This is a genomic window from Pseudomonas sp. 1D4, assembly GCF_001728925.1.
Taxonomy (GTDB): Bacteria; Pseudomonadota; Gammaproteobacteria; order Pseudomonadales; family Pseudomonadaceae; genus Metapseudomonas; species Metapseudomonas otitidis.
In genome coordinates this window covers 88,835-114,805 of record NZ_LXJQ01000009.1, presented here as the reverse complement: position 1 = coordinate 114,805, position 25,971 = coordinate 88,835, and the positions used below count along the sequence as shown (strand labels likewise).

Below are 25,971 nucleotides of genomic sequence, written 5' to 3'. Positions count from 1 at the left end.
CTCGTGTTCTGGCTGGGGCCGAGTGTGCTGTCGCCATGGGGTACGACCTTGTCCATGGGCGACACGGCCGCGTCCGTTTCCGACGCCCGAGCCCTTGTGGTTGCTGGCAGGTCGCGATGAGCATGCGAATGTCGCAGGCAGGTAAGTGGTGGGGATTTGCGTTCAGCAGAATCCGATCAGAGGCGCCGATCCACGGTGCGCGGAGACACGTATGAGCAACAGCTTCCTGAACCCGGTGAACACCCAGACCTGGACCAACGGCCGCCACCTGGTGCGCTGCGTGAAGACCGTCCAGGAAACCTGGGACGTCCGCACCTTCTGCTTCATGGCCGACCAGCCGATCCTGTTCTTCTTCAAGCCCGGCCAGTTCGTCACCCTGGAGCTGGAAATCGACGGGCAGCCGATCATGCGTTCGTACACCATCTCCAGCACGCCCTCGGTGCCCTACAGCTTCTCCATCACCATCAAGCGCGTGCCGGGCGGCAAGGTCTCCAACTGGCTGCACGACAACCTCAAGGAAGGTGACGTCCTCCCCGCGCATGGCCCGGTGGGGCTGTTCAACGCCATCGACCATCCCGCCGACAGGGTGCTCTACCTCTCCGGCGGCGTCGGCATCACCCCGGTGATGTCCATGGCCCGCTGGTTCTTCGATACCAACGCCAACGTCGACATGGTCTTCGTCCACAGCGCCCGCACGCCGAAGGACATCATCTACCACCGCGAACTGCGCCACATGGCCTCTCGGGTCGCCAACTTCAAGCTGCACCTGGTGGTCGAGCGCTACGACGCCGGCGAAACCTGGTCCGGCTACCGGGGCTACCTCAATGAAGCAATGCTGCACCTGATCGCCCCTGACTTCATGGAGCGGGAGATCTTCTGCTGCGGCCCCACCCCCTACATGAGCGCTGTGAAGCGCCTGCTGCAGGCCAAGGGCTTCGACATGGCGCGCTATCACGAGGAAGCCTTCGGTCCGACGCCCCCCGAGGTGCGCGAAGAGGTCAGGGAACTGGCCGCCGAGGCTGCCGAAGCCGTGCCCGTACCGGCCGCCGACCAGCATCTGGTGGAGTTCAGCGGCACCGGCAAGAGCATCCGGGTCGCCCCGGGCGAGACCGTGCACTCCGCCGCCGCCAAGCTCGGCCTGCACATTCCCAAAGCCTGCGGCATGGGCATCTGCGGCACCTGCAAGGTGATGAAGACCGCCGGCGAGGTGGAGATGGAGCACAACGGCGGCATCACCGACGAAGACGTCGCCGAGGGCTACATCCTCTCCTGCTGCAGCGTGCCCAAGGGCGACGTCTGCATCGACTACTGATTCCCCAGGTATCGGCCTGTACGGAAAACGACCAGGGCCTGCAAAGCCACGCCGGGCGGGGCGCAGCGGGTTTCGCGAACAGCTTGTCCACAGGCTGGTCCACGGCATCTGTGGATCGGCCTCGTACCCTCGGGCCGCGCACGACAAGGCTTCCAGCAGCTTGAGGTTCCACGGGAACGCACTGTTCAGGAATTGATCAGTGCGCTGAAAGCCTTGCCAGTCATGGGCTTCAGCCATCTATCCACAGGTCGGTCACAGCCTCCTGCACAGTGGGTGTGCATATTCGCCCCACCGGCACCACGATTCTGCTCGCAGGCTGGCCTCCAGCCCAGGCTGCGCAGGCGCCGTGGCGTCCGAACAGGGGTGAACAGGTTGTCCACAGGCTTGCCCACCGTTATCGGGGAAAACCTCGATCCGACGCCCCGTGGAACATCCAGAACCCGGCTGGAGAATCCAGTCATTTCGAGGTCTTCAGGCCTGGCTGAAAAATGAACAATCGGCTGTATGCCACGTCTGGCAAAGGGTGTGGCGATCTATCCACAGGCAGTCGACAGGCCGGTGCACAGCAGCTGTGCATGAATGCGCGGCAAGTGACTGAAACAGAACGAAAAACAGGCGCCAGGCCAGGGTCTTTGCAGCGCCTGGCCTGGCGGCAGGGCTCCACGGCTTGTCCACAGGTTGATGCACCGTAATCGGGGACAAGTCGCGGAGCGGGGCTTCAGCCCTGGGTCATGGCGGCGCGGATGTCGGCGGCCAGCTCGCGTACACGGGCTTCCTCGGTGTCCCAGGAGCACATGAAGCGAGCGCCGCCGGCACCGATGAAGGTGTAGAAGCGCCAGTTGCGCGCCCGCAGGTACTCCAGCGCCGCTTCGGACATCTGCAGGAACACCCCGTTGGCTTCCACCGGGAACATCAGGCTCACCCCCGGCACGTCCGCCACCAGCTCTGCCAGCAACTGCGCGCAGCCGTTGGCGTGCTGTGCGTAGCGCATCCAGGCGTCGTCCTGCAGCAGGCCCACCCAGGGCGCCGAGAGGAAGCGCATCTTCGAGGCCAGTTGCCCGGCCTGCTTGCAGCGGTAGTCGAAGTCCTCGGCCAGGTCATGGTTGAAGAACAGGATCGCCTCGCCCACCGCCATGCCGTTCTTGGTGCCACCGAAGCACAGCACGTCGACGCCGGCTTTCCAGGTCAGCTCCGCCGGGGTGCAGCCGAGGAAGGCGCAGGCGTTGGAGAACCGCGCGCCGTCCATATGCAGGCGCAGGCCCAGTTCCTTGCACACCGCGCTGATGGCGCGGACCTCTTCCGGGCGATAGACGGTGCCCACTTCGGTGGACTGGGTCAGCGTCACCACGCGGGGTTTCGGGTAGTGGATGTCCTGGCGCTTGAGGGCGATCTCGCGCACCGCATCCGGGGTCAGCTTGCCTTGCTCGGTGCGGGCCAGCAGCAGTTTGGAGCCGTTGGAGAAGAACTCCGGCGCGCCGCATTCGTCGGTCTCGACGTGGGCCGTCTCCGAGCAGATCACGCTGTGGTAGCTCTGGCACATCGAGGCCAGTGCCAGTGAGTTGGCCGCCGTGCCGTTGAAGGCGAAGAACACCTCGCAATCGGCCTCGAACAGGCGGCGGAAGTGATCGGCGGCGCGCGCCGTCCAGCTGTCCTCGCCGTAGGCACGCTCATGGCCCTGGTTGGCCTGGGCCATGGCGGCCCACACCTCCGGGCAGATGCCGGAGTAGTTGTCGCTGGCGAATTGCTGGGTCTTGTCGGTCATCGAAGGGTCCTTTCCGTGGGCCACCCTGTGCGTAGGCGGCCAATGGGATGTAAGTTAACGCCAGCTTGGATGCACGGAAACGTGCTCAGGCGACATCTGTTTCCACCCAGGCGCTGTCCGGGCGCCTTCAGGAACTCCGGGCGGGCTTTGCGGCTCACAACAGAACCGCGCCTGCCACGGGGCCGGACCCTGCCATCACCTGAGGAGTGTCACCGATGCGCTACACCCACCTGCTTGCCGTTGCCGCCACCCTTTCCGTCAGCCTGTCGGCCGCCGCCGCCCAGTGGGGCCCGGGCGAGCGCGAGCGTTTCGTCCAGGACTGCGCCGCCGGCGCCCAGGCCCAGGTGGCCGGGGACAAGCTGCAGAAATACTGCGGTTGTGCTGCCGACAAGGTCGGTGCCGAGTTCAGCCAGACCGAGCTGGACGAACTGAAGAACCAGACCACCCCGCTGCCCAAGCCCACCCACGAGCGCCTGATCAAGGTCACCAGCCAGTGCCTGGCGCACCTCAACTGACGATATCCCCCGGGCCTGGCCGCTGGCCGGGCCCTCTCCCCGCGTTCTGTATCCGCACTCCCGCGTAAAAAACCGACGTTGCCACTCGGGCGCTGCATCTGCACGCGTTAGCTGTGCCTGTGGGTATCAGGGGCGGGCGGCGCTGGCGAAGCGGAGGTGGCGCCAGGCCGCAGTGGGAGGGGTCAGTTGAAGACCGGGCGGAAGAAGCTGCGTTCGTAGCTGAGGATGCAGCGGGTCTGCTCCGCGTAGGCGAAGGCCGCCTGGCAGTCGGCGTCCTGCATCGACTGGGCGCGGTAGGTCTCGTAGGCGGCCAGGCTGGGGACGGTGAACATCGCCATCGCCACATTGTTGGCGCCCTCGGACGGCAGGAAGTAGCCGTGGTGCTGGCCGCCGAACTTCTCCACCAGCGGAATCCACAAGCGCCCGTAGTGCTCGAACTCGGAGAGCTTGTAGGGATCGATGATGTAGCGCAGGTAGCAGGTGACCATGGGGCGTCCTTTTCTGGTGGGCGATTGCCTGGGAGCCGGCGGGCTAGCCAGTGCCCGGGCGGCCTGTCCAGCACGCCCACATCCACAGCCTGCCCTGCCCACTGCACTGCGCTGTGGGCAAGTCGCGGATTGGACAACATTGCCGCAAGCCTTTCAAAGCCTCGTCAAACCTGATCCATGGCGATCTATCCACAGGCTGTCAATAGGGCAGTGCACAGTTTCTGTGGTCAAGTGCCGGGTGTAACTCGATACTGCGCCCTGCAACTGAATATGCCCTTGCGTAAACGCTGCGACTTCAAATGCGCGGTGAATTTAGAAGCAAACAGCACAAACAGCTATCGCCATGCATTAGTGCTCGACTATTAATTAATGATCACTGCATTGGGTTGTTTTATTATTTTTTTAGTCTTGGGGGATGAGGGGTAAGATGTCTTGAACGGGCAATGTCAGGGTGTTGGAGAAGTATGCTTTATAGCGAAAGGCGTACATTACTACTTTGCAGGGTATTTCTTGCCGGTCGGCTAGTATCGTTATGATTTTTTTTTGATTCAGAAATTTATAAGACCTGCCGTCATCTTTGGTTTCGGCGAAGTAAAGGTCAGCTTTATAGGTGTATAGGTCGCTTTTTTTATTGGCTAACTCTATTGTGCCGAGCCCGAAATTTGGAATGACATGGCCCATTTGAAATATGGGCTTGGGCTCAAGGGAGCAGTAAAGTTTTTGACTGATTTTGTTGCCGCCCTCTAGCTTGGAGTAGACCTCATCAAGGTTCAGGTCTGAGGTGAAATAGAGATTAAAGCTAATGGGGCGCTCACCGATATCTGCGTGCAAATAGCTTAGGTTGGCCAATGGTTGATTGTGCTCTTTCATGCAGGCGGAGCAGGCCAGTAAGCCTAGTGCCAAGGGCCAGAACTTTGCTGCGCTCATTTTGCCAAATACTCCCGGATGGATTGTTTGACGTATTCAAGCGCCGAGAGCCCCTGCGGCAGCATGACCTTAAACAGTCGATCGGCATACAGGTGATTGATATCTGCAACCGCACTGACATTTGCCCCCTTGGGCACCCAGCGCTCGCCGAATTCAGCGACATTGTCCGAAGAGTCTGGTTGCTTGGCGTCTGCGCGAATATTTATCCAGAATTTTGCTTTGGGTGTCGGTTCGCTCATATAGATATCGGAGCCCAACCAGACTAATAACCCTTTTCCAACCGGATCCAGAGTAACTAAGACCTCTACGTTATAGCCATCATCGGTCAGTATTTCGGCAAGGTGCGCGCCATTCCAACCTCCCAAGCTGTGGCCTATCAGATAAACCGGCATGGCTTTGGATGCGATTTTGGATTTGACATCTGAGTCAATGTCCCAGCTCCCCCGTACATCGCTGTAGCCTAAATGGTGGGACTCATAGGTGCCTGATTGTCTTTCGAGCTGAAAATGGGCGTCCAGTAAAATTTGTGCGTCTGCCACATTATTGTTTGGACCTTGGAAGTAGTAGGACTCCTTATCGGCCGCTCCGCCGATAAAGAACACCACCGCCTTTTTCACCTCCACCGGTACCTGCTTGACCGTTTGATCGGATGCTGGCGTCAGTGTTCGCTCAGTCGCGCTCTGGGGCTCTTTCGGGGCAGCGTTAGCGCCTTGGCTCATGCTGCACCCCCGACCAGAATCTGAACTTTCTCTGCCTTGCCCATGCAGCTGACTAGATGGGTAAAGCCTTGGTCATCCGATAAGCCTTTTTCGATTGCGCCGTTGGCGCGACGGATGGCGTAGGGATAGTTGCACAGTGGCTCGCCTGTTTCTGCGCAAACCAGTTGAAACTTGTCCTGGAAGGCGTTCGGCAAGGGGGCTGGCGGGACGAAGAGTGCGGGGTTGTGCTGGGTGCCGACCAGTACATCTCCGGAGCCAGTGATGATCACGCCCCCATGAGCCGTGGGGCTGCCGAGAAATGCGATGGGTTGGCCATTGACGAGGATCGTCGGAATACCGGCTGCCACTGCGTCTCCGCAGGCGCTGGCGTCGCCCACACGCAGGGCCGGTAGCCCGCTGATGATGACGTCAGGGGAACCCGTGATCGTGGGGTTCACGCCGTGAGTCGGTATGGGGCAGGCATTCTGGTCGCTCAGGCGAGCAGCGGGCTTCGACATGTTCGATCTCCTTCCTGGAAAGCACCACATTTATTGAGAGCAGCCGATATTGGTGATGGATGCCGTGCTGGAGCCATCCCCTTTTGGCACTTTCAGTCGTGTCCTACACGCTGGACGTGGGGCGTTCTTGTATGTCGCAAACGCACCTGCTCGTGGCGTGCTTAGGCATCTCAATCGAAAGGGGGGGCCATACCATCGCTGCGAGGGGGCAGTCGTGCCCCGCAAAGACGACGCCACCGCAGGAGATCAGCGATGTTCAGCAAGCAAGACCGAATCCAGGGCTACGACGACGAACTGTTCAGCGCGATGCAGGAAGAAGCGCACCGACAGGAAGACCACATCGAGCTGATCGCCTCCGAGAACTACACCAGCCAGCGGGTGATGGAAGCCCAGGGCAGCGGCCTGACCAACAAGTACGCCGAAGGCTACCCGGGCAAGCGCTACTACGGCGGCTGCGAGTTCGTCGACAAGGTGGAGCAACTGGCCATCGACCGTGCCAAGGAGCTGTTCGGCGCCGACTACGCCAACGTCCAGCCGCACTCCGGTTCCTCCGCCAACAGCGCCGTCTACCTGGCCCTGCTCAATGCCGGCGACACCCTGCTGGGCATGAGCCTGGCCCACGGCGGCCACCTGACCCACGGCGCCAAGGTGTCCTCCTCCGGCAAGCTGTACAACGCCGTGCAGTACGGCCTGGACCCGGCCACCGGCCTGATCGACTACGACGAAGTCGAGCGCCTGGCCGTGGAGCACAAGCCGAAGATGATCGTCGCCGGCTTCTCCGCCTACTCCAAGACCCTCGACTTCCCGCGCTTCCGCGCCATCGCCGACAAGGTCGGGGCGCTGCTGTTCGTCGACATGGCCCACGTCGCCGGCCTGGTGGCCGCCGGCCTGTACCCGAACCCGCTGCCCTACGCCGACGTGGTCACCACCACCACCCACAAGACCCTGCGCGGCCCGCGCGGTGGCCTGATCCTCGCGCGCAAGAACGAAGAGATCGAGAAGAAACTGAACTCCGCCGTATTCCCCGGCGCCCAGGGCGGCCCGCTGATGCACGTCATCGCCGCCAAGGCCGTGTGCTTCAAGGAAGCGCTGGAGCCCGGCTTCAAGACCTACCAGGCCCAGGTCATCAAGAACGCCCAGGCCATGGCCAAGGTGTTCATCGAGCGTGGCTACGACGTGGTCTCCGGCGGCACCGACAACCACCTGTTCCTGGTCAGCCTGATCAAGCAGGGCCTGACCGGCAAGGACGCCGATGCCGCCCTCGGCCGCGCCGGCATCACCGTGAACAAGAACGCGGTGCCCAACGATCCGCAGTCGCCCTTCGTCACCTCCGGCGTGCGCATCGGCACCCCGGCCATCACCACCCGTGGCTTCAAGGAAGCCCAGTCCACCGAACTCGCCGGCTGGATCTGCGACATCCTCGACCACCTCGGCGACGCCGACGTGGAAGCCCAGGTGGCCCGGCAGGTAGCCGCGCTCTGCGCCGACTTCCCCGTCTACCGCTGATCCAGGAGTCCGAGCATGCAACGTTATTCCGGCTTCGGCCTGTTCAAGCACTCCCTGAGCCACCACGAGAACTGGCAGCGCATGTGGCGCAACCCCACGCCCAAGCCGGTCTATGACGTGATCGTGGTCGGCGGCGGCGGCCATGGCCTGGCCACGGCCTACTACCTGGCCAAGGAATTCGGCGTGAAGAACGTCGCGGTGGTGGAGAAGGGCTGGCTGGGCGGCGGCAACACCGCGCGCAACACCACCATCGTCCGCTCCAACTACCTGTGGGACGAGGCGGCGCACCTCTACGAGCACGCCATGAAGTTGTGGGAAGGCCTGTCCCAGGACCTGAACTACAACGTGATGTTCTCCCAGCGTGGCGTCTACAACCTCTGCCACACCCTGCAGGACATGCGTGACGCCGAGCGCCGCGTCAGTGCCAACCGCCTCAACGGCGTGGACGGCGAGCTGCTCAACGCCCGCCAGGTGGCCGAAGAAATCCCCTACCTGGACTGCAGCAAGAACACCCGTTACCCGATCCTCGGCTCCACCGTGCAGCGCCGGGGCGGCGTCGCCCGTCACGATGCGGTGGCCTGGGGCTTCGCCCGCGCCGCCGACGCCCTGGGCGTCGACCTGCTGCAGAACACCGAGGTGATCGGCTTCCGCAAGCAGGATGGCGCGGTCATCGGGGTCGAGACCAACCGCGGCTTCATCGGCGCCAAGCGCGTCGGCGTGGTCACCGCCGGCAACTCCGGGCACATGGCCAAGCTCGCCGGCTTCCGCCTGCCGCTGGAATCCCACCCCCTGCAGGCCCTGGTGTCCGAGCCGATCAAGCCGATCATCCACAGCGTGATCATGTCCAACGCCGTGCACGGCTACATCAGCCAGTCCGACAAGGGCGACCTGGTCATCGGCGCTGGCATCGACGGTTACAACGGCTACGGCCAGCGCGGCTCCTACCCGACCATCGAGCACACCCTGCAGGCCATCGTCGAGATGTTCCCGGTGCTGTCGCGCGTGCGCATGAACCGCCAGTGGGGCGGCATCGTCGACACCACCCCCGACGCCTGCCCGATCATCGCCAAGACGCCGGTGAAGAACCTGTTCTTCAACTGCGGCTGGGGCACCGGCGGCTTCAAGGCCACCCCCGGCTCGGGCAACGTCTTCGCCGCCAGCCTGGCCGCCGGCGAGATGCACCCGCTGGCCAAGCCCTTCTCCATCGAACGTTTCCACAACGGCGCACTGATCGACGAGCACGGCGCCGCTGCCGTGGCTCACTAAGGAGACCCGCCATGCTGCACATCTTCTGTCCCCACTGCGGCGAGCTGCGCTCCGAAGAGGAATTCCACGCCAAGGGCCAGGCGCACATCCCGCGCCCGCTGGACCCGGGCGCCTGCACCGACGAGGAGTGGGGCGACTACATGTTCTTCCGCGACAACCCCCGTGGCCTGCACCACGAGCTGTGGGTGCACGCGGCCGGCTGCCGTCGCTACTTCAACGTCACCCGCCACACCGTGACCTACGAAATCCTCGAAACCTACAAGATCGGTGAGAAACCCAGCATCACCGAAGCCACCACCGGCGAGAAGAAAGCAGCGCCTGCAGGAGTAACGGCATGAGCCAGGTCAACCGCCTTCCCAAGGGGGGCCGCGTCGAGCGTGGCCAGCCCCTGACCTTCACCTTCAACGGCCAGAACTACCAGGGCTACGCCGGCGACACCCTCGCCTCGGCCCTGCTGGCCAACGGCGTGGACGTCGTCGGTCGCTCCTTCAAATACTCCCGCCCGCGCGGCATCGTCGCCGCCGGTGCCGAAGAGCCCAATGCCATCCTCCAGCTGGGCTCCACCGAACAGGCCCAGGTGCCGAACATCCGCGCCACCCAGCAAGCCCTGTACGGCGGCCTGGTGGCCAGCAGCACCAACGGCTGGCCGAGCGTCAACACCGACCTGATGGGCATCCTCGGCAAGGTCGGCGGCGGCATGATGCCGCCCGGGTTCTACTACAAGACCTTCATGTACCCGCAGAACCTGTGGCTGACCTACGAGAAGTACATCCGCAAGGCCGCCGGTCTGGGCCGCTCGCCCACCGAAGTGGACCCGGACATCTACGACCACCTCAACCAGCATTGCGACGTGCTGGTGGTCGGTGCCGGCCCCGCCGGCCTGGCTGCCGCCCTGGCGGCCGGCCGTAGCGGCGCCCGCGTGATCCTCGCCGACGAGCAGGAAGAGTTCGGCGGCAGCCTGCTGGACACCCGCGAAACCCTGGACGGCAAGCCCGCCGCCGAGTGGGTCGCCAAGGCCCTGGCCGAACTGGCCAGTCTGCCGGAGGTGACCCTGCTGCCGCGCGCCACGGTGAACGGCTACCACGACCACAACTTCCTCACCATCCACCAGCGTCTCACCGACCACCTGGGTGAAGTCGCCCCCCGTGGCCAGGCGCGCCACCGCGTCCATCGCGTGCGCGCCAAGCGCGTGGTGCTGGCCGCTGGCGCCCACGAGCGGCCGCTGGTGTATGCCAATAACGACGTCCCCGGCAACATGCTGGCCGGCGCCGTCTCCACCTACGTCAACCGCTACGGCGTGGCCCCGGGCCGCGAACTGGTGCTGTCCACCAACAACGACTACGCCTACCGCGTGGTGCTGGACTGGCTGGACGCCGGGCAGAATGTGGTTGCCGTTGCCGACGCCCGCAGCAACCCGCGCGGCGCCTGGGTCGAGGAAGCCCGCGCCCGTGGCGTGCGCATCCTCACCGGCAGCGCCGTGGTCGAGTGCCGTGGCAGCAAGCGCGTCACCGGTGCCCGCATCTGCGCCATCGACGTCAAGGGCCACCGCGTCACCAGCCCTGGCGAAGTGGTGGACTGCGACCTGATCGTCAGCTCCGGCGGCTACAGCCCCGTGGTGCACCTGGCTTCCCACCTGGGCGGCAAGCCCACCTGGCGCGAAGACATCCTGGCCTTCGTGCCCAGCGAGGGCGGCTTCCAGAAGCGCCTGTGCGCCGGTGCCGTGAACGGCGTCTTCGGCCTCGGTGACGTCCTCGCCGACGGCTACGAAGCCGGTGCCAAGGCCGCTGCCGAAGCCGGCTTCAAGCCGGTGGAAGGCGTCGTGCCCAAGGCCGCCATCCGTCACGAGGAACCCACCCTGGCGCTGTTCCAGGTGCCCCACGACAAGTCCACCGCCCGCGCGCCGAAGCAGTTCGTCGACCTGCAGAACGACGTCACCGCCGCCGGCATCGAGCTGGCCACCCGCGAGGGCTTCGAATCGGTCGAGCACGTCAAGCGCTACACCGCGCTGGGCTTCGGCACCGACCAGGGCAAGCTGGGCAACATCAACGGCCTGGCCATCGCCGCCCGTTCGATGGGCATCAGCGTCGCCGAGATGGGCACCACCATGTTCCGCCCGAACTACACCCCGGTGACCTTCGGCGCCGTGGCCGGGCGTCATTGCGGCCACCTGTTCGATCCCAAGCGTTACACCGCCATGCACAGCTGGCACCTGGCCCAGGGCGCCGAGTTCGAGGACGTCGGCCAGTGGAAGCGCCCCTGGTACTTCCCCAGGAACGGCGAGGACCTGCACGCCGCCGTGGCCCGCGAATGCAAGGCCGTGCGCGAGAGCGTGGGCATCCTCGATGCCTCCACCCTCGGCAAGATCGACATCCAGGGCCCGGACGCCCGTGAGTTCCTCAACCGCGTCTACACCAACGCCTGGACCAAGCTGGACGTGGGCAAGGCCCGCTACGGCCTGATGTGCAAGGAAGACGGCATGGTCTTCGACGACGGCGTCACCGCCTGCGTCGGCAACAACCACTTCATCATGACCACCACCACCGGCGGCGCCGCCCGCGTCATGGAGTGGCTGGAGCTTTACCACCAGACCGAGTGGCCGGAGATGAAGGTGTACTTCACCTCGGTCACCGACCACTGGGCCACCATGACCCTGTCCGGCCCCAACAGCCGCAAGCTGCTGGCCGAGGTCACCGACATCGACCTGGACAAGGACGCCTTCCCCTTCATGAGCTGGAAGGAGGGCAAGGTGGGTGGCGTGCCGGCGCGGGTGTTCCGCATCTCCTTCACCGGCGAGCTGTCCTATGAAGTGAACGTGCAGGCCGACTACGCCCTGGGCGTATGGAAGCAGCTGATCGAGGCCGGCAAGAAGTACAACCTGACCCCCTACGGCACCGAGACCATGCACGTGCTGCGGGCCGAGAAGGGCTTCATCATCGTCGGCCAGGACACCGACGGCTCGGTCACCCCGGACGACCTGGGCATGGGCTGGTGCGTCGGCCGCAACAAGCCGTTCTCCTGGATCGGCTGGCGCGGCATGAACCGCGAGGACTGCCTGCGCGAGGACCGCAAGCAACTGGTGGGCCTCAAGCCGCTGGACCCGAACAAGGTCCTGCCGGAAGGCGCACAGCTGGTGTTCGATCCCAAGCAGGCCATCCCGATGACGATGGTCGGCCACGTGACCTCCAGCTACATGAGCGCCAGCCTGGGCTATCCCTTCGCCCTGGCCATGGTCAAGGGCGGCCTCAAGCGCATGGGTGAGCGGGTCTTCGCGCCCCTGGCCGACGGCAGCGTGATCGAAGCCGAAATCTGCAGCTCCGTGTTCTATGACCCCAAAGGGGATCGCCAGAATGTCTAACGTCAACGTCTACGAACAACGCCCGGGCAACATCCAGGGCGAGTCGCCCCTGCACCACGCCGGCCTCGACGAGCTGGCGCGCAAGGGCAAGGCCAGCGCCGGTGTCGTGCTGCGCGAGAAGAAGCTGCTGGGTCACCTGGTGATCCGTGGCGAAGCCAGCGACCCGGCCTTCGCCGGCGGCGTGCACAAGGCCCTGGGCCTGGAGCTGCCGGTGGCGCTGACCCTGGTGGCCAACGGCGACACCTCGCTGCAGTGGCTGGGCCCGGATGAGTGGCTGCTGATCGTCCCCGGTGGCCAGGAGTTCGCCACCGAGCAACGCCTGCGCGAGGCGCTGGACGGCCAGCACATCGCCGTGGTCAACGTCAGCGGCGGCCAGACCCTGCTGGAGCTGAGCGGGCCGAAGGTGCGCGAGCTGCTGATGAAGTCCACCTCCTATGACGTGCACCCGAGCAACTTCCCGGTGGGCAAGGCGGTGGGCACCCACTTCGCCAAGGCCACGGCGGTGATCCGCCACACCGGCGAAGACACCTGGGAGCTGGTGGTGCGTCGCAGCTTCTCCGACTACCTCTGGCTCTGGCTGCAGGACGCCAGCGCCGAGTACGGGCTGGCGATCAAGGCGTGAGATGGAGGGTGGACGGCGTCGTTGCCGTCCACCGCAGGCCAGCTCAGGTGGAGGGGTGAAGCGTCCTCCCCCCTGCGCCCCCTGACAGCATGGATTACCGAGACCCCGACATGAGCCGCACCCCCGATACCTGGATCCTCACCGCCCACTGCCCCAGCGTGCTCGGCACGGTGGACGCGGTGACCGGCTACCTGTTCGAGCAGCGCTGCTACGTCACTGAGCACCATTCGTTCGATGACCGGTTGTCCGCACGCTTCTTCATCCGCATCGAGTTCCGCCAGCCCGACGACTTCGACGAGGCCGCCTTCCGTGCCGGTCTGGCCGCCCGCGTGGCGCCCTTCGACATGCAGGTGGAACTGACCCCGCCGGGCTACCGCGCCAAGGTGGTGATCATGGTCTCCAAGGCCGACCACTGCCTGCACGACCTGCTCTACCGCCAGCGCATCGGCCAACTGGCGATGGACGTGATGGCCGTGGTGTCCAACCACCCCGACCTGGAGCCGCTGGCCCGCTGGCACGGCATCCCCTACCACCACTTCCCCCTCGACCCCAACGACAAGCCCGCCCAGGAGCGGCGCGTGCTGCAGGTGATCGAGGACACCGGTGCCGAGCTGGTGGTGCTCGCCCGCTACATGCAGGTGCTGTCGCCCGAGCTGTGCCGGCGCCTGGATGGCTGGGCCATCAACATCCACCACTCCCTGCTGCCCGGCTTCAAGGGCGCCAAGCCCTACCACCAGGCCTACCAGAAGGGGGTCAAGCTGGTGGGCGCCACGGCCCACTACATCAACAACGACCTGGACGAGGGCCCGATCATCACCCAGGGCGTCGAACCGGTGGACCACGCCCACTACCCCGAGGACCTGGTGGCCAAGGGGCGTGACATCGAATGCCTGACCCTGGCCAAGGCGGTGGGCTACCACATCGAGCGCCGCGTGTTCCTCAACGCCAACCGCACCGTGGTGCTGTGAACCCACAGACGTAGCCCGGGCTTCAGCCCGGGAGCGGGCCTCGCCCCGGACTGAGGTCCGGCTACAGACTTCGGCAGCCGCCCTGCCAGTTCCACCCGGCGGCTCCCGCAACAGACACAAGCTCCAGTACAAGGCCGCGTGGCCCAGGCCGCGCCTTTGTATCCACAACAACAAAGGAGATTCATGCATGTCTGGTAATCGTGGTGTCGTTTATCTCGGAGCGGGCAAGGTCGAAGTGCAGAAGATCGACTACCCGAAGATGCAGGACCCCCGTGGCAGGAAGATCGAGCACGGCGTGATCCTGAAGGTCGTCTCCACCAACATCTGCGGCTCGGACCAGCACATGGTGCGCGGCCGCACTACCGCCCAGGTCGGCCTGGTGCTCGGTCACGAAATCACCGGCGAGGTGGTGGAGAAGGGCAGCGACGTCGAGAACCTGAAGATCGGTGACCTGGTGTCCGTGCCCTTCAACGTCGCCTGCGGCCGGTGCCGCTCCTGCAAGGAAATGCACACCGGCGTCTGCCTGACCGTCAACCCGGCCCGCGCCGGCGGCGCCTACGGCTACGTCGACATGGGCGACTGGACCGGCGGCCAGGCCGAGTACGTGCTGGTGCCCTACGCCGACTTCAACCTGCTGAAGCTGCCCGAGCGCGACAAGGCGATGGAGAAGATCCGCGACCTGACCTGCCTCTCCGACATCCTGCCCACCGGCTACCACGGAGCCGTCACCGCCGGCGTCGGTCCGGGCTCCACCGTCTACGTGGCCGGTGCCGGCCCGGTGGGCCTGGCTGCTGCCGCCTCCGCCCGCCTGCTGGGCGCGGCCGTGGTCATCGTCGGTGACGTCAACCCGGTGCGCCAGGCCCACGCCAAGGCCGTCGGTTTCGAGATCGCCGACCTGTCCAAGGACACCCCGCTGCACGAGCAGATCGCCGACCTGCTGGGCGAGCCGGAAGTGGATTGCGCCGTCGACGCCGTGGGCTTCGAAGCCCGAGGCCACGGCCATGCCGGTGCCCAGCAAGAAGCCCCGGCCACCGTGCTCAACTCGCTGATGCAGGTCACCCGCGTGGCCGGCAAGATCGGCATCCCCGGCCTCTACGTCACCGAAGACCCGGGCGCCGTGGACGCCGCCGCCAAGATCGGCAGCCTGAGTATCCGTTTCGGCCTCGGCTGGGCCAAGTCCCACAGCTTCCACACCGGCCAGACCCCGGTGATGAAATACAACCGCCAGCTCATGCAGGCCATCATGTGGGACCGCATCAACATCGCCGAAGTGGTGGGCGTGCAGGTCATCAGCCTGGATGACGCGCCCCGTGGCTACGGCGAGTTCGATGCCGGCGTGCCGAAGAAATTCGTCATCGACCCGCACAGGACCTTCAGCGCCGCCTGAGGCCTGAGCCGCAACCCCTGGTGCTGCGTTCTAGCGGCGCAGTACCTGTCCTTCGAGGAGCCATGACGGCTCCTCTTTTTTATCGACGGCGGATGGGGGGCCGGGCGTTTGCCCGGGGCTGCGGTCAGCGCACCAGGTGCAGGAACTGCAGGTGCCGTTCGTACTGGTCGAGCATGTCGTCGATCACCTGCTGGCGGCTGTAGCCCACCAGGTCGTAGTCCTGGCTGCCCTCGGCCAGGTGCACCTCGGCACGGTAGTAGCGGCGGTTCTGGCGGTTGCGCGCGTCCAGCCCGGCGACGGCGAAGGAGGGCGTGAAGTAGCCGCGCATCACCACCCGGTAGAGGAACGGGTGTTCCTCGCCATGTACCACCTCCAGGCTCAGGCTGGCGCCGGCCGGGTCCATGTGGGTTTCCACCGTCAGGCCACGGGTGCGGAACTGCTCGGCGAGGGCCTCCATGGCCGGCCGCACCTGTTCCTCCATGAAGCGGTACACCTCGTCCCGCGAGGGGAAGTGCACCGCCTGGGCCAGGCGCTGGCGCCAGCCGCTGCGGCGACGGGGCGAGCGCTGGTCCACCGGCGAGGGCGCATGCAGGCGGGCACGCTGGCGCTGGGACTCCAGGTAGAAGGCCTTGTGCAGCCCCCACATCATCAGCAGCAGGATCAGCGAGAAGGGCAGGGAGGTGAGCACCACCGCGGACTTCAGCGCGTCGATGCTGCCGGCGAACAGCAGGCCGATGGTGATCAGCGCGATCAGTGCGCCCCAGAACACCCGCAGCCAGCGCGGGCCGTCTTCGTCCACCGCACCGCCCCGGGAGGAGAGGGTGGAGAGCACCACGGTGCCCGAGTCGGCTGAGGTGACGAAGAACACGAAGCTGATGAACACCGTCACGGCGATCACCGCGCGGCTCCACGGGTAGCTTTCCAGCAGGTGGTAGATGGCCATGGACGGTTCGTTCACCGCCACCGTGGCGAGGTCGCTGGTGCCGTTGAAGGCCTGCTCCAGGGCACTGTTGCCGAAGATCGACATCCACGCCAGGGTGAAGCCCAGGGGAATGAACAGCACGCCGAAGACGAATTCGCGGATCGTCCGACCGCGGGAAATCCGCGCGATGAACAGCCCGACGAAGGGCGCCCAGGCGATCCACCAGGCCCAGTAGAACACCGTCCAGTCGCCCAGCCAGCGGGTGCCGCCGTCGTAGGCGTAGAGGTCGAAGCTCTTGGTCGGCAGCGCGCCCAGGTAGTCGCCGAGGTTCTGCACCAGCATGTTCAGCAGGTGCTGGGTGGGCCCGGCGAAGAGCACGAACAGCAGCAGCGAGCAGGCCAGCAGCATGTTGACGTCGGACATCACCCGCACGCCCTTCTCCACGCCGCTGACGGCGACGATCACGGCGGCACCCATCATCAGCACGATCAGCGCCACCTGCACCCACTGGTCGTGGGGGATGCCGAACAGGTAGTCCAGGCCGGCATTGAGGTGCAGCACGCCGAAGCCCATGTCGGCGCCCAGGCCGAACACCGTGGCGATGATGCCGAAGGCGTCCACGGTGTAGCCGATGGGGCCGTTGATGCGCTTGCCGATCAGCGGGTACAGCGCCGAACGCAGGGCCAGCGGCAGGTTGTGGCGGTAGGCGAAGTAGGCCAGGGCCATGGCCACCAGGGCGAACACGCCCCAGCCGTGCAGGCCCCAGTGCAGGAACAGCAGCTGCATGGCCTGGCGCGCGGCTTCGCTGCCGCCGGCCTCGCCCTTGGGCGGCTGGGCGAAGTGGGTCAGCGGCTCCGACACGCAGAAGAAGAACAGGGTGATGCTGATGCCGGCGGCGAACAGCATGCCGGCCCAGGACAGGTAGCTGAACTCGGGCTCGTCGTGGTCGGCACCGAGCTTGATCCGGCCATAGCCGGACAGCGCGGTGACCACCACGAAGACCAGGTACAGCGTCATCGCCAGCAGGTAGTACCAGCCGACGCTGCCGGAGGCCCAGGCCTGGGTGCGGGCGAGCCATTCACCGGCCTGTTCGGCGAACAGGGTGGCAGCCAGGCCGAAGATGAGGACAAAGGCCGCCGAGCCGATCAGCACCGGGGCGTTCATGCGCAGGGATGGGGTGGAAGCTGGGGTCGAGGTGGTCACAGGGTTCCCCCTGTGTGGGTGGTCGAGGGTGTCGGCAAGCGGCATCTCCTTTAACGCGGATTCGGGCATTCGGGTGAGAGTGCGGGAGCGGGTGCGGGGTTCCTTTTAAATTGATCGGGCGTTCAATATAAACACGCTAAAGCGCGCCAACGCCAATGGCGGCGCGCTCTACAGCCATTTCAGACAAGGCATCAGGCCGGGTGGTACGGGGGCTGCGACGCTTCGTCGGAAAGCGCAGCGGGGCGGGCCGGGCGAGCGCCCGGCCGCGAGCGTCAGCCGTGCAGTTCGCTGCGCAACTGGTGGATGCGGGCGTCCTTTTCGGACCACAGGCGGGTCACCCAGTCCTGCAGGTACTGGCGGAACACCGGGTCGTTCTCGTAGTCGCCCTGCCACAGGGACGGGTCAAGGTCGCGGGTCTGGATATCGACGATCACCCACGGCACCTGGCCCGACACCAGCGCCCAGAAGCCCGGCACCTGCTGGCCGGGGTAGATCAGCGTGACGTCGAGGATCGCATCCAGTTGCTCACCCAGGGTCGCCAGCACGAAGGCCACGCCGCCCGCCTTGGGTTTGAGCAGGTAGCGAAAAGGGGAGCCCTGCTGGGCCTGCTTGGCGGGGGTGAAGCGGGTGCCCTCCAGGTAGTTCACCACGGTGACCGGCAGGCGCTTGAACTTCTCGCAGGCGGCCTTGGTGATCTCCAGGTCCTTGCCCTTCATTTCCGGGTGTTTCGCCAGGAAGGCCTTGGAGTAACGCTTCATGAAGGGGTAGTCCAGCGCCCAGAACGCCAGGCCGATGAAGGGCACCCAGATCAGCTCCTGCTTGAGGAAGAACTTGAAGTAGGGCGCCTTGCGGTTGAAGGCCTGCACCAGCGCGGGGATGTCCACCCAGGACTGGTGGTTGGACACCACCAGGTAAGAGGTGTCGTTGCGCAGGCCGTCGCCGCCGCGGATGTCCCAGCGGGTGGGGGTGAGCAGGGCGAAGATGCGCTTGCAGTTCTCCGCCCAGGCCTCGGCGATGCCCATCACCGCGCGGGAGCAGGCGTCCTTGAGTGCCTGGCCGGGGAGCACCAGCTTGAGCAGGGCGATCAGCAGCATCGGGCCGATCAGGGCCAGGGTGTTGATCAGCACGAGGAGGATGGTGGTGATACCGGTCAGCAGCGCCCTCATGGGTCCTTGGCTCCTTGGCCTGTGGATGGCGTTGCCATGATACGCAGGCGTGAACGGCTGCCAAGACACTCGTCGCCTTCCTCGGCTAAAGTCAGGCACAGCGGCTGTCCAGGCCACTGGCCATGAGGCATCATCGCCCTCGGTCCAGTTTTCCCGTGTGTTTCCATCGGTGTCCATCGTGTTGAAGAAGATCGCTGTGTCGGACCTGCGTCCGGGCATGTACGTTCAGGAACTCTGCGGCTCATGGATGGACCACCCCTTCTGGAAGAGCAGCTTTCTGCTGAAGTCGCAGAAGGACCTGGCGCGCATTCTCGACAGCGCCGTCACCGAAGTCTGGATCGACACCGCCAAGGGTCTCGACCTGTCCCCTGAGCAGGCCGCTGCCCAGGTCACGGCCGAACAGGCCAACGAGGAAGCCGACGCCCAGTTGCTGGCTGCCAACCACCCCGACAGCACTGCCGTGCGCCCCGTCAGCCTGGAAGACGAGGTGGCCCGGGCCGTGGCGCTGTGCGAGCGCTCCCGCGCCGCCGTCATGGACATGTTCAAGGACGCCCGGCTCGGCCAGGTGGTGGAGCTGAGCCAGGCCGACGGGCTGGTGGAGGAAATCTCCGCCTCGGTGCTGCGCCACCCCAACGCCCTCATCAGCCTCGCGCGGCTGAAGAACTCCGACGAATACACCTACATGCACTCGGTGGCCGTCTGCGCCCTGATGATCGCCCTGGCCCGCCAGCTCGGCCTGCCCGAGCCTCAGGTGCGCGAGGCCGGGCTCGCCGGGCTGCTCCACGACATCGGCAAGATGGCCGTGCCCAACGCCGTGCTGAACAAGCCCGGCAAGCTCACCGACAGCGAGTTCGCCACCATGCGCGGCCACCCCATGGCCGGCGCGCGCATCCTGCTGGAGAGCCACCAGGTCAGCGCGCTGGTGCTGGACGTGTGCCTGCACCACCACGAGAAGTTCGACGGCAGCGGCTACCCCCATCACCTGGCTGGCGAGCAGATCAGCCTGCTGGCGCGGATGGGCGCGGTGTGCGACGTGTACGACGCCATCACCTCCGACCGCCCCTACAAGAAGGGCTGGGACCCGGCCGAGTCCCTGCACAAGATGGCCGAGTGGACCAAGGGTCACTTCGACCCCAAGGTCTTCCAGGCCTTCGTCAAATGCGTCGGCATCTACCCCACCGGCTCCCTGGTGCGCCTGGAGAGCGGGCGCCTCGGCGTGGTGCTGGAGCAGGGCAGCGGCTCCCTGCTGATGCCCAAAGTGCGGGTGTTCTTCTCCGCCCGCTCCAGGGTGCCGATCCCCCAGGAGGTGATCGACCTTGCCACCATGCAGGGCCGCGACCGCATCGTCGCCCGCGAATCCCCCGAGGACTGGGGCTTCCGCAACCTCGAGGAACTCTGGGGCGGGGTACGCCTGAAGAAATTGGGCGGGTAGACTGCAGCCCCGCTGCCGAACCAAAGGCCCGTCGCGCCGGTCCCAGAACCTGCCGGCGCATGTGCCCCGTCGACAGATCCGCCCACCGCGCGCCACGCCGAGGAGACCGATTTGAAACCCTTGCTCGCCCTGCTGACCCTGCTCGCCCTGCCGGTATTCGCTGCCCAAGAGCCCGACCTCTACGGCCGCTACGAATACATCCGCCTGCCCGAGATCGGCCAGACCCTCAAGGCCAAGATGGACACCGGCGCCCTTACCGCCTCCCTCTCGGCCAAGGACATCGAGCGCTTCAAGCGCGACGGCGAGGAGTGGGTGCGCTTCCGCCTGGCCACCAAGGACGCCGACGACACCCTCTACGAGCACCGCCTGGCGCGCATCAGCAAGATCAAGACCCGTGCCGAGGAAGCTGGCGACGAAGAGGATGACGAGCGCGAGAAGGCCGACCCGTCCAAGCGCCCAGTCATCGAGCTGGACATGTGCCTGGGTGACACCCAGCGTACCGTCGAGGTCAACCTCACCGACCGCAGCAGCTTCAACTACCCCCTGCTGATCGGCGCCAAGGCGCTGCGCGAGTTCCGCGCTGCCATCTACCCCGGTCGCAAGTACACCGCCGGCAAGCCGCAGTGCTGAACCGTCGGCCCGGGCGGGATTGACGCCGCCCCGGCCCGGCGGCACCCTGCCGGCTTTCCAGCCGCCTCGCACGGACGCCATGCCCAGCATCCTCATCGTCGAAGACGAAGCCGCCATCGCCGACACCCTCGTCTACGCCCTGCAATCCGAAGGCTTCACCGTCACCTGGCTCAGCCTGGCGGGCGAGGCCCTGGAGCGCCTGGCCCACGAGCCCTTCGACCTGGTCATCCTTGACGTCGGCCTGCCCGACATCAGTGGCTTCGAGGCCTGCCGCCGGCTGCGGCGCTTTTCCGAAGTGCCGGTGATCTTCCTCACCGCCCGCGATGCCGAGATCGACCGCGTGGTGGGCCTGGAGATCGGCGCCGACGACTACGTGGTCAAGCCCTTCAGCCCCCGCGAAGTGGCCGCCCGGGTCCGCGCCATCCTCAAGCGCATGACCCCCCGCGAGCCCGCCCCGGTCGCCCCCGCATCCCCTGCCGGCGACGGCCCCTTCCAGGTGGACCTGGAGCGCTTCCGCATCCACTACCACGGCCAGTTGCTGGCCCTGACCCGCCACGAATTCCGCCTGCTGCAGCACCTGCTCGGCCAGCCGGAACGGGTGTTCAGCCGCGAGCAACTGCTCGACGCCCTCGGCGTGGCCAGCGACGCCGGCTACGAGCGCAGCATCGACAGCCACATCAAGAGCCTGCGCGCCAAGCTGCGCCAGGTCGCCGATGCCGAGCCGATCCAGACCCACCGCGGGCTCGGCTACAGCTACGACCCCCGCGCCTGAGCCCACCCGGGCCCCAAGGACCTGCCATGCCACTGGGCATCCGAATCTTCCTGGTCTACTTCCTCTTCGTCGGCCTGGCCGGCTACTTCGTGCTCAGCACCGTGATGGACGAGATCCGCCCCGGCGTGCGCCAGTCCACCGAGGAAACCCTGGTGGACACCGCCAACCTGCTGGCCGAGATCCTCCGTGACCCGGTGCGCGACGGCACCCTCACCCAGAGCAACCTGCCCGAGCTGCTCAAGGCCTACGGCAAGCGCCAACCCGGCGCCGAGATCTGGGGCGTGCGCAAGACCGAAGTCAACCACCGCATCTACGTCACCGACGGCACCGGCCGCGTGCTGCTGGATTCCACCGGCCGTGCCGTGGGCCAGGACTACTCCGGCTGGAACGACGTCCTGCTGACCCTGCGCGGCCAGTACGGTGCCCGCTCCACCCGAGAAGACCCGACCGACCCCGATTCCTCGGTGATGTACGTGGCAGCGCCGATCCGTGCCGATGGGCAGATCATAGGCGTGGTCTCGGTGGCCAAGCCCAACCGCTCGCTGCAGCCCTACATCTACCGCTCCCAGGTGCGCCTGGCCTGGCTCGGCGCCGGCCTCATCGTCCTCGGGCTGCTGATCGGCGGCCTGCTCTCCTGGTGGCTCAGCGGCTCCCTGCGGCGCCTGACCCGCTACGCCCAGGCCGTCAGCGAAGGGCAGCGGGCCGAACTGCCCAGCCTCAGCGGTGGCGAACTGACCAAGCTGGCCCGCGCCGTGGAGCGCATGCGCACCGAACTGGAGGGCAAGGCCTACGTCGAGCGCTACGTGCACACCCTGACCCATGAACTGAAGAGCCCCCTGGCAGCCATCCGGGGCGCCGCCGAACTGCTGGAGGGCGACATGCCCGCCGAGCAACGGCAACGCTTCGTCGCCAACATCGCCGGCGAGGGCGCGCGCCTGCAGCAACTGATCGAACGCCTGCTGTACCTGGCCCAGGTCGAGCAGCGCCAGGGCCTGGAAGAGCGCGTCAGCGTGCCGGTGGCGCCGATGGTGGATGAGCTGGTGCAGGCCCAGGCGGCGCGCATCGAATCCGCCGGCCTGCGCGTCGAAGACGCCATCGGCGACGACGTGGAGGTGAAGGGGGAGCGCTTCCTGCTGCGCCAGGCCCTGGCCAACCTGCTGGACAATGCCCTGGACTTCACGCCCCCCGGCGGCCTCATCCGCTTCGCTGCCGAGCGCGAGGGCAGCCACTGGACGCTGTGCCTGTTCAACCAGGGCGACGCCATCCCCGACTACGCCCTGGCCCGCCTCACCGAACGCTTCTACTCCCTGCCGCGCCCCGGCAGCGGGCGCAAGAGCACCGGCCTCGGCCTCAACTTCGTGCAGGAAGTGGCCAACCTGCACGGCGGCGCCCTGCGGGTGGAAAACCGCGACGGCGGCGTCGAAGTCCGCCTGCGGCTGCCCGCTGCCTGAACGCCTGCGCACCCTCCTGGTGCCGATCAGCGCCCCGTATCGACGCGACGCACCTCGTGCCAGGCCCCGGCCCCGTGTGGTGGGTCGATGGAACGCGACCCACCCTACAACCGCCCCCGTGCTCAACCCCGCGAGGGTGGGTGGCGCTTTTCCCATCCACCAACGGAGCTGGGGCGTAGCCCGGGCTTCAGCCCGGGAGGGGAGGGTTCTACTGGGACGCCGCTGGGTTCTTCGCGTACTTCGTCAGCACGCCCTGCCAGAACGCCGGGAAGCCCTCGCTGAAGCGGGTGAGCGCGGCTTTTTCGGCGCGGATTTTCGACTCGGCCACGGCGTCTTCGGTGGACCAGGTGCTGGCGCGCTGCTCCTCCTGCGCGGTGGCTTCGGTCGAGCCGTAGATGTAGCCGCTGCGTACATCCACCAGAATGCCGGCCACGGTGCTGGTGACATGGGCCTGGTGATTGGGCAGGAAGCCCAGCGACACCGCCGTCAGTGGGCCCAGCGGGGTGCTGTCGACATAGAAGCGGGTGTCCACGGTGTAGACCAGCAGCAGGTCCGAGCGCATGTGGGCGGCCGGGAGGCGCAGGTCCTTCAGGCTCTTCATGTCATCGGGGACCAGCAAGCGGCTCAGGGGAGCGACCTGGCTGATCTGCGGCTGCTCGGCGATGCGCGCGAGGTCCGCGTCGGATTCGATGTCGCGGGTCTGCACCACCTCGAATCCGTCCCGGTAGAGGCTGGCCACGCGGACGATGCTCAGTTGGGCCGGGAAGGGGCTGGCAGGTTTCTTGCTGAACAGCTCCTCGATGTCGGTGTCGTCGATGCCGGCCAGGGGAACGCCATGGCTGGGCGTGACATAGCTTTTGCTGGAGCAACCGCCGAGCATGAGCAACGACAGGACGGCGAAGGTGCAGAGGGTTTTGCGGGGCTGCATGGAATCTCCATTTCCGAAAGGCCAGGAGGGCCGAGTGCGGCGATTCTGTCGCTTCTTGCAGGTGCCCACAATTGACTATTCTCAGTTCGTCGCCGTGATGGAACGCCGTGCGCAAATAACGAAAGAAACCGGGAGCAGCCTATGAAGACCGTCGCCGAAATACTGCGGGGCAAAGCCCACACGACCCTCTACCGCGTGGACCCCACCACCACCGTGCTGGAAGCGGCCGAGCTGATGGCCGAGAAAGGCATCGGTGCCGTGCTGGTGATGGAGCGCGACGAACTGGTGGGCATCGTCACCGAGCGCGACTACGTGCGCCGGGTGGCCGCCAAGGACCGCTCCTCCTACGGCACCGAGGTGCAGGAAGTCATGACCTCCAACCTCTACGTGGTCGGTCCGAAGGACAGCAACCAGTTCTGCATGCAACTGATGACCGAGAAGAACCTGCGCCACTTGCCGGTGCTGGACGAAGGCAAGGTGATCGGCCTGCTGTCGATCCGCGACCTGGTGCGCGACATCACCGCCGAGCAGGAAAGCCTGATCCAGCACCTGGAGCAGTACATTCGCGGCGCGTGCTGATCGCCCGGCCCCGTCTCCCGTAGGGTGGGCTTCAGCCCACCGTCAGCCATCGTTCCGCTCAGGGTGATCGGCCGGCAGGATCGCGCCGCGATCCCGGCTCTTCACCCAATTCCCACACAAACTCCACATTCCCCCCATAGCCCCACCCCAGGCGCGCTCCAGACTTTCCCCATCGAACACACGAGGAGAGTCCGAGATGACCCGAACCCTGGGCTTCAAGCTGGGCGCCATCGCCCTGCTGATCCTGCTGCTGCTGATCCCGCTGCTGATGATCGACGGCCTGATCGACGAGCGTCAGATGGCCCGCGACAGCGTGCAGGCCAACATCGCGCAGAGTTCCAGCTACGCCCAGCAGGTGACCGGCCCGCTGCTGGTGGTGCCGTTCCGCCGCACCGTGCGCGAGTGGAAGACCCACGAGAAGACCGGTCAGCGCTACCTGGACGAGCGTGAGCAGCGCGGCCGGCTGTTCTTCCTGCCCGAGCGCTTCCACCTGCAGGGTGACGTCGACACCCAGTTGCTGACCCGTGGCATCTACCAGGCCCGCCTGTACAAGAGCGACAGCCGCATCAGTGGTGAATTCGCCGTGCCGGCGCATTTCGGCATCGAGGAAGGGCTGGAGGACTACCAGTTCGAGACCCCGTTCCTGGCGGTGGGCATCAGCGACATCCGTGGCATCAACAACGCCCTCAAGCTGGAACTGAACGGCCGCAGCCTGGACTTCCAGCCCGGCAGCGGTGACCCGATCCTGGCCAGCGGCGTGCATGTACCGCTGCCCCACCTGGCCAGCGGCGAGGCCCAGACCCTCAGCTACGGCTTCACCCTCAACCTGCAGGGCACCGGATCGCTGCACATCACCCCGGTGGGGCGTGACAGCCAGGTGGAGCTGAAGTCGCCCTGGCCGCACCCCAGCTTCGTCGGCGAGTTCCTCCCCGCCGAGCGCGAAGTGCGCGAGGACGGCTTCACCGCCCGCTGGCAGACCAGCTTCTTCGCCACCGACCTGCAGCAGGCCCTGGCCGACTGCGCCTATGACGACCGTTGCCAGGCCTTCAACAGCCGGGTGTTCGGGGTCAGCTTCGTCGACCCGGTGGACCAGTACCTGAAGAGCGACCGCGCCATCAAGTACGCCCTGCTGTTCATCTGCCTGACCTTCGCCGGCTTCTTCCTGGTGGAGGTGCTCAAGCGCATCAACGTCCACCCGGTGCAGTACGGCCTGGTGGGCCTGGCCCTGGCGTTCTTCTACCTGCTGCTGCTGTCGCTCTCCGAGCACCTGGCGTTCGGCCTGGCCTATGCGCTGTCCGCCTCGGCCTGCGTGCTGCTGGTGGGCATCTACGTCAGCAGCGTGCTGCACAGTTGGGTGCGCGGTGGCGGCTTCACCGCCGGCCTCGCCGCGCTGTACGGGATGCTCTACGGCCTGCTCAGCGCCGAGGACTACGCCCTGCTGATGGGCTCGCTGCTGGTGTTCGGCCTGCTGGCCTGCGTGATGGTGCTGACCCGCAAGCTCGACTGGTACGCCGTTGGCCGCCCCGTCGCTCCGTCCCAAACCCCGATCCAGGCCTGAGCCCAG

General features: G+C 66.0%; 23 protein-coding genes. 15 read left to right on the top strand and 8 right to left on the bottom strand.

All coding sequences use genetic code 11. From position 1 onward, the window contains the following. The first annotated feature begins 211 nt into the window (after positions 1-211). Positions 212-1,312: a glycine-betaine demethylase subunit GbcB gene (gbcB, locus tag A7D27_RS07305; protein WP_069559111.1), complete on the top strand. Its 1,101-nt coding sequence runs from the start codon at positions 212-214 to the stop codon at positions 1,310-1,312. A gap of 718 nt (positions 1,313-2,030) precedes the next feature. Here the strand turns inward: gbcB and A7D27_RS07300 are convergent. After that, complete coding sequence (locus A7D27_RS07300; RefSeq protein ID WP_069564494.1) at positions 2,031-3,074, bottom strand: low specificity L-threonine aldolase; 1,044 nt, start codon at positions 3,072-3,074, stop codon at positions 2,031-2,033. 215 nt (positions 3,075-3,289) lie between these two features. Between A7D27_RS07300 and A7D27_RS07295 the strand changes: the two genes are divergently transcribed. Beyond that, positions 3,290-3,589 carry a hypothetical protein gene (locus tag A7D27_RS07295; RefSeq protein ID WP_069559109.1) on the top strand — a complete coding sequence of 100 codons (300 nt, stop codon included), beginning with the start codon at positions 3,290-3,292 and terminating at the stop codon, positions 3,587-3,589. Positions 3,590-3,771: 182 nt separating this feature from the next. On the opposite strand, the gene A7D27_RS07290 is transcribed toward A7D27_RS07295, so the two are convergent. The 4 genes from A7D27_RS07290 to A7D27_RS07275 all read right to left on the bottom strand — a co-directional run bounded on the left by A7D27_RS07290 (position 3,772) and on the right by A7D27_RS07275 (position 6,220). Continuing rightward, positions 3,772-4,077, bottom strand: coding sequence for an NIPSNAP family protein (locus A7D27_RS07290; protein WP_069564493.1), 306 nt, complete (start codon positions 4,075-4,077; stop codon positions 3,772-3,774). A gap of 402 nt (positions 4,078-4,479) precedes the next feature. Then, positions 4,480-5,004 (bottom strand): hypothetical protein, encoded by a 525-nt coding sequence (locus A7D27_RS07285; RefSeq protein WP_069564492.1) that lies wholly within the window; start codon positions 5,002-5,004, stop codon positions 4,480-4,482. Further along, positions 5,001-5,723 carry a hypothetical protein gene (locus A7D27_RS07280; RefSeq protein WP_069564491.1) on the bottom strand — a complete coding sequence of 241 codons (723 nt, stop codon included), beginning with the start codon at positions 5,721-5,723 and terminating at the stop codon, positions 5,001-5,003. Before A7D27_RS07280 ends, A7D27_RS07285 begins: the two co-directional genes overlap by 4 nt. Then, a complete protein-coding gene (locus tag A7D27_RS07275) occupies positions 5,720-6,220 on the bottom strand; it encodes a PAAR domain-containing protein (protein WP_069564490.1) in 501 nt (166 codons plus the stop codon). Before A7D27_RS07275 ends, A7D27_RS07280 begins: the two co-directional genes overlap by 4 nt. Before the next feature lie 252 nt (positions 6,221-6,472). Between A7D27_RS07275 and glyA the strand changes: the two genes are divergently transcribed. From glyA to fdhA, 7 genes are all read left to right on the top strand, one after another. After that, the gene (gene glyA, locus A7D27_RS07270; RefSeq protein WP_069559108.1) at positions 6,473-7,726 is read left to right on the top strand and encodes a serine hydroxymethyltransferase; all 1,254 of its coding nucleotides are present in this window, start codon (positions 6,473-6,475) and stop codon (positions 7,724-7,726) included. A gap of 15 nt (positions 7,727-7,741) precedes the next feature. Then, a complete protein-coding gene (locus tag A7D27_RS07265; protein ID WP_044409143.1) occupies positions 7,742-8,992 on the top strand; it encodes a sarcosine oxidase subunit beta family protein in 1,251 nt (416 codons plus the stop codon). Between the two features lie 11 nt (positions 8,993-9,003). Continuing rightward, a complete protein-coding gene (locus A7D27_RS07260) occupies positions 9,004-9,330 on the top strand; it encodes a sarcosine oxidase subunit delta (protein WP_044409140.1) in 327 nt (108 codons plus the stop codon). Then, positions 9,327-12,347, top strand: coding sequence for a sarcosine oxidase subunit alpha (locus tag A7D27_RS07255; protein ID WP_069564489.1), 3,021 nt, complete (start codon positions 9,327-9,329; stop codon positions 12,345-12,347). The genes A7D27_RS07260 and A7D27_RS07255 overlap by 4 nt, the downstream gene beginning before the upstream one ends. Then, the gene (locus A7D27_RS07250) at positions 12,340-12,969 is read left to right on the top strand and encodes a sarcosine oxidase subunit gamma (protein WP_044409134.1); all 630 of its coding nucleotides are present in this window, start codon (positions 12,340-12,342) and stop codon (positions 12,967-12,969) included. Before A7D27_RS07255 ends, A7D27_RS07250 begins: the two co-directional genes overlap by 8 nt. A gap of 110 nt (positions 12,970-13,079) precedes the next feature. After that, positions 13,080-13,937 carry a formyltetrahydrofolate deformylase gene (purU, locus tag A7D27_RS07245; RefSeq protein ID WP_069564488.1) on the top strand — a complete coding sequence of 286 codons (858 nt, stop codon included), beginning with the start codon at positions 13,080-13,082 and terminating at the stop codon, positions 13,935-13,937. 187 nt (positions 13,938-14,124) lie between these two features. Continuing rightward, positions 14,125-15,324 carry a formaldehyde dehydrogenase, glutathione-independent gene (gene fdhA, locus A7D27_RS07240; RefSeq protein ID WP_069564487.1) on the top strand — a complete coding sequence of 400 codons (1,200 nt, stop codon included), beginning with the start codon at positions 14,125-14,127 and terminating at the stop codon, positions 15,322-15,324. A gap of 124 nt (positions 15,325-15,448) precedes the next feature. On the opposite strand, the gene betT is transcribed toward fdhA, so the two are convergent. Both betT and A7D27_RS07230 read right to left on the bottom strand, forming a co-directional pair. Then, the gene (betT, locus tag A7D27_RS07235) at positions 15,449-17,410 is read right to left on the bottom strand and encodes a choline BCCT transporter BetT (protein WP_218187182.1); all 1,962 of its coding nucleotides are present in this window, start codon (positions 17,408-17,410) and stop codon (positions 15,449-15,451) included. Between the two features lie 311 nt (positions 17,411-17,721). Beyond that, the gene (locus A7D27_RS07230; RefSeq protein WP_069559104.1) at positions 17,722-18,615 is read right to left on the bottom strand and encodes an acyltransferase; all 894 of its coding nucleotides are present in this window, start codon (positions 18,613-18,615) and stop codon (positions 17,722-17,724) included. 178 nt (positions 18,616-18,793) lie between these two features. On the opposite strand from A7D27_RS07230, the gene A7D27_RS07225 reads away from it, so the two are divergent. From A7D27_RS07225 to creC, 4 genes are all read left to right on the top strand, one after another. After that, the gene (locus A7D27_RS07225; protein ID WP_069559235.1) at positions 18,794-20,047 is read left to right on the top strand and encodes an HD-GYP domain-containing protein; all 1,254 of its coding nucleotides are present in this window, start codon (positions 18,794-18,796) and stop codon (positions 20,045-20,047) included. Between the two features lie 111 nt (positions 20,048-20,158). Next, positions 20,159-20,677, top strand: a complete 519-nt coding sequence (locus A7D27_RS07220; RefSeq protein WP_069559103.1) for an ATP-dependent zinc protease — start codon at positions 20,159-20,161, stop codon at positions 20,675-20,677. 79 nt (positions 20,678-20,756) lie between these two features. Further along, the gene (gene creB, locus A7D27_RS07215; RefSeq protein WP_069559102.1) at positions 20,757-21,449 is read left to right on the top strand and encodes a two-component system response regulator CreB; all 693 of its coding nucleotides are present in this window, start codon (positions 20,757-20,759) and stop codon (positions 21,447-21,449) included. Between the two features lie 26 nt (positions 21,450-21,475). Further along, positions 21,476-22,900, top strand: coding sequence for a two-component system sensor histidine kinase CreC (creC, locus tag A7D27_RS07210; RefSeq protein ID WP_069559101.1), 1,425 nt, complete (start codon positions 21,476-21,478; stop codon positions 22,898-22,900). A 208-nt stretch (positions 22,901-23,108) separates the two neighbouring features. Here the strand turns inward: creC and A7D27_RS07205 are convergent, their stop codons facing one another. Then, positions 23,109-23,828, bottom strand: coding sequence for a hypothetical protein (locus A7D27_RS07205; protein ID WP_069559100.1), 720 nt, complete (start codon positions 23,826-23,828; stop codon positions 23,109-23,111). Between the two features lie 141 nt (positions 23,829-23,969). On the opposite strand from A7D27_RS07205, the gene A7D27_RS07200 reads away from it, so the two are divergent. Further along, on the top strand, positions 23,970-24,407 hold the full coding sequence (locus A7D27_RS07200) for a CBS domain-containing protein (protein WP_069559099.1): 438 nt from the start codon (positions 23,970-23,972) through the stop codon (positions 24,405-24,407). Positions 24,408-24,603: 196 nt separating this feature from the next. Further along, positions 24,604-25,965, top strand: a complete 1,362-nt coding sequence (gene creD / locus A7D27_RS07195; RefSeq protein WP_069559098.1) for a cell envelope integrity protein CreD — start codon at positions 24,604-24,606, stop codon at positions 25,963-25,965. Positions 25,966-25,971: the final 6 nt, after the last annotated feature.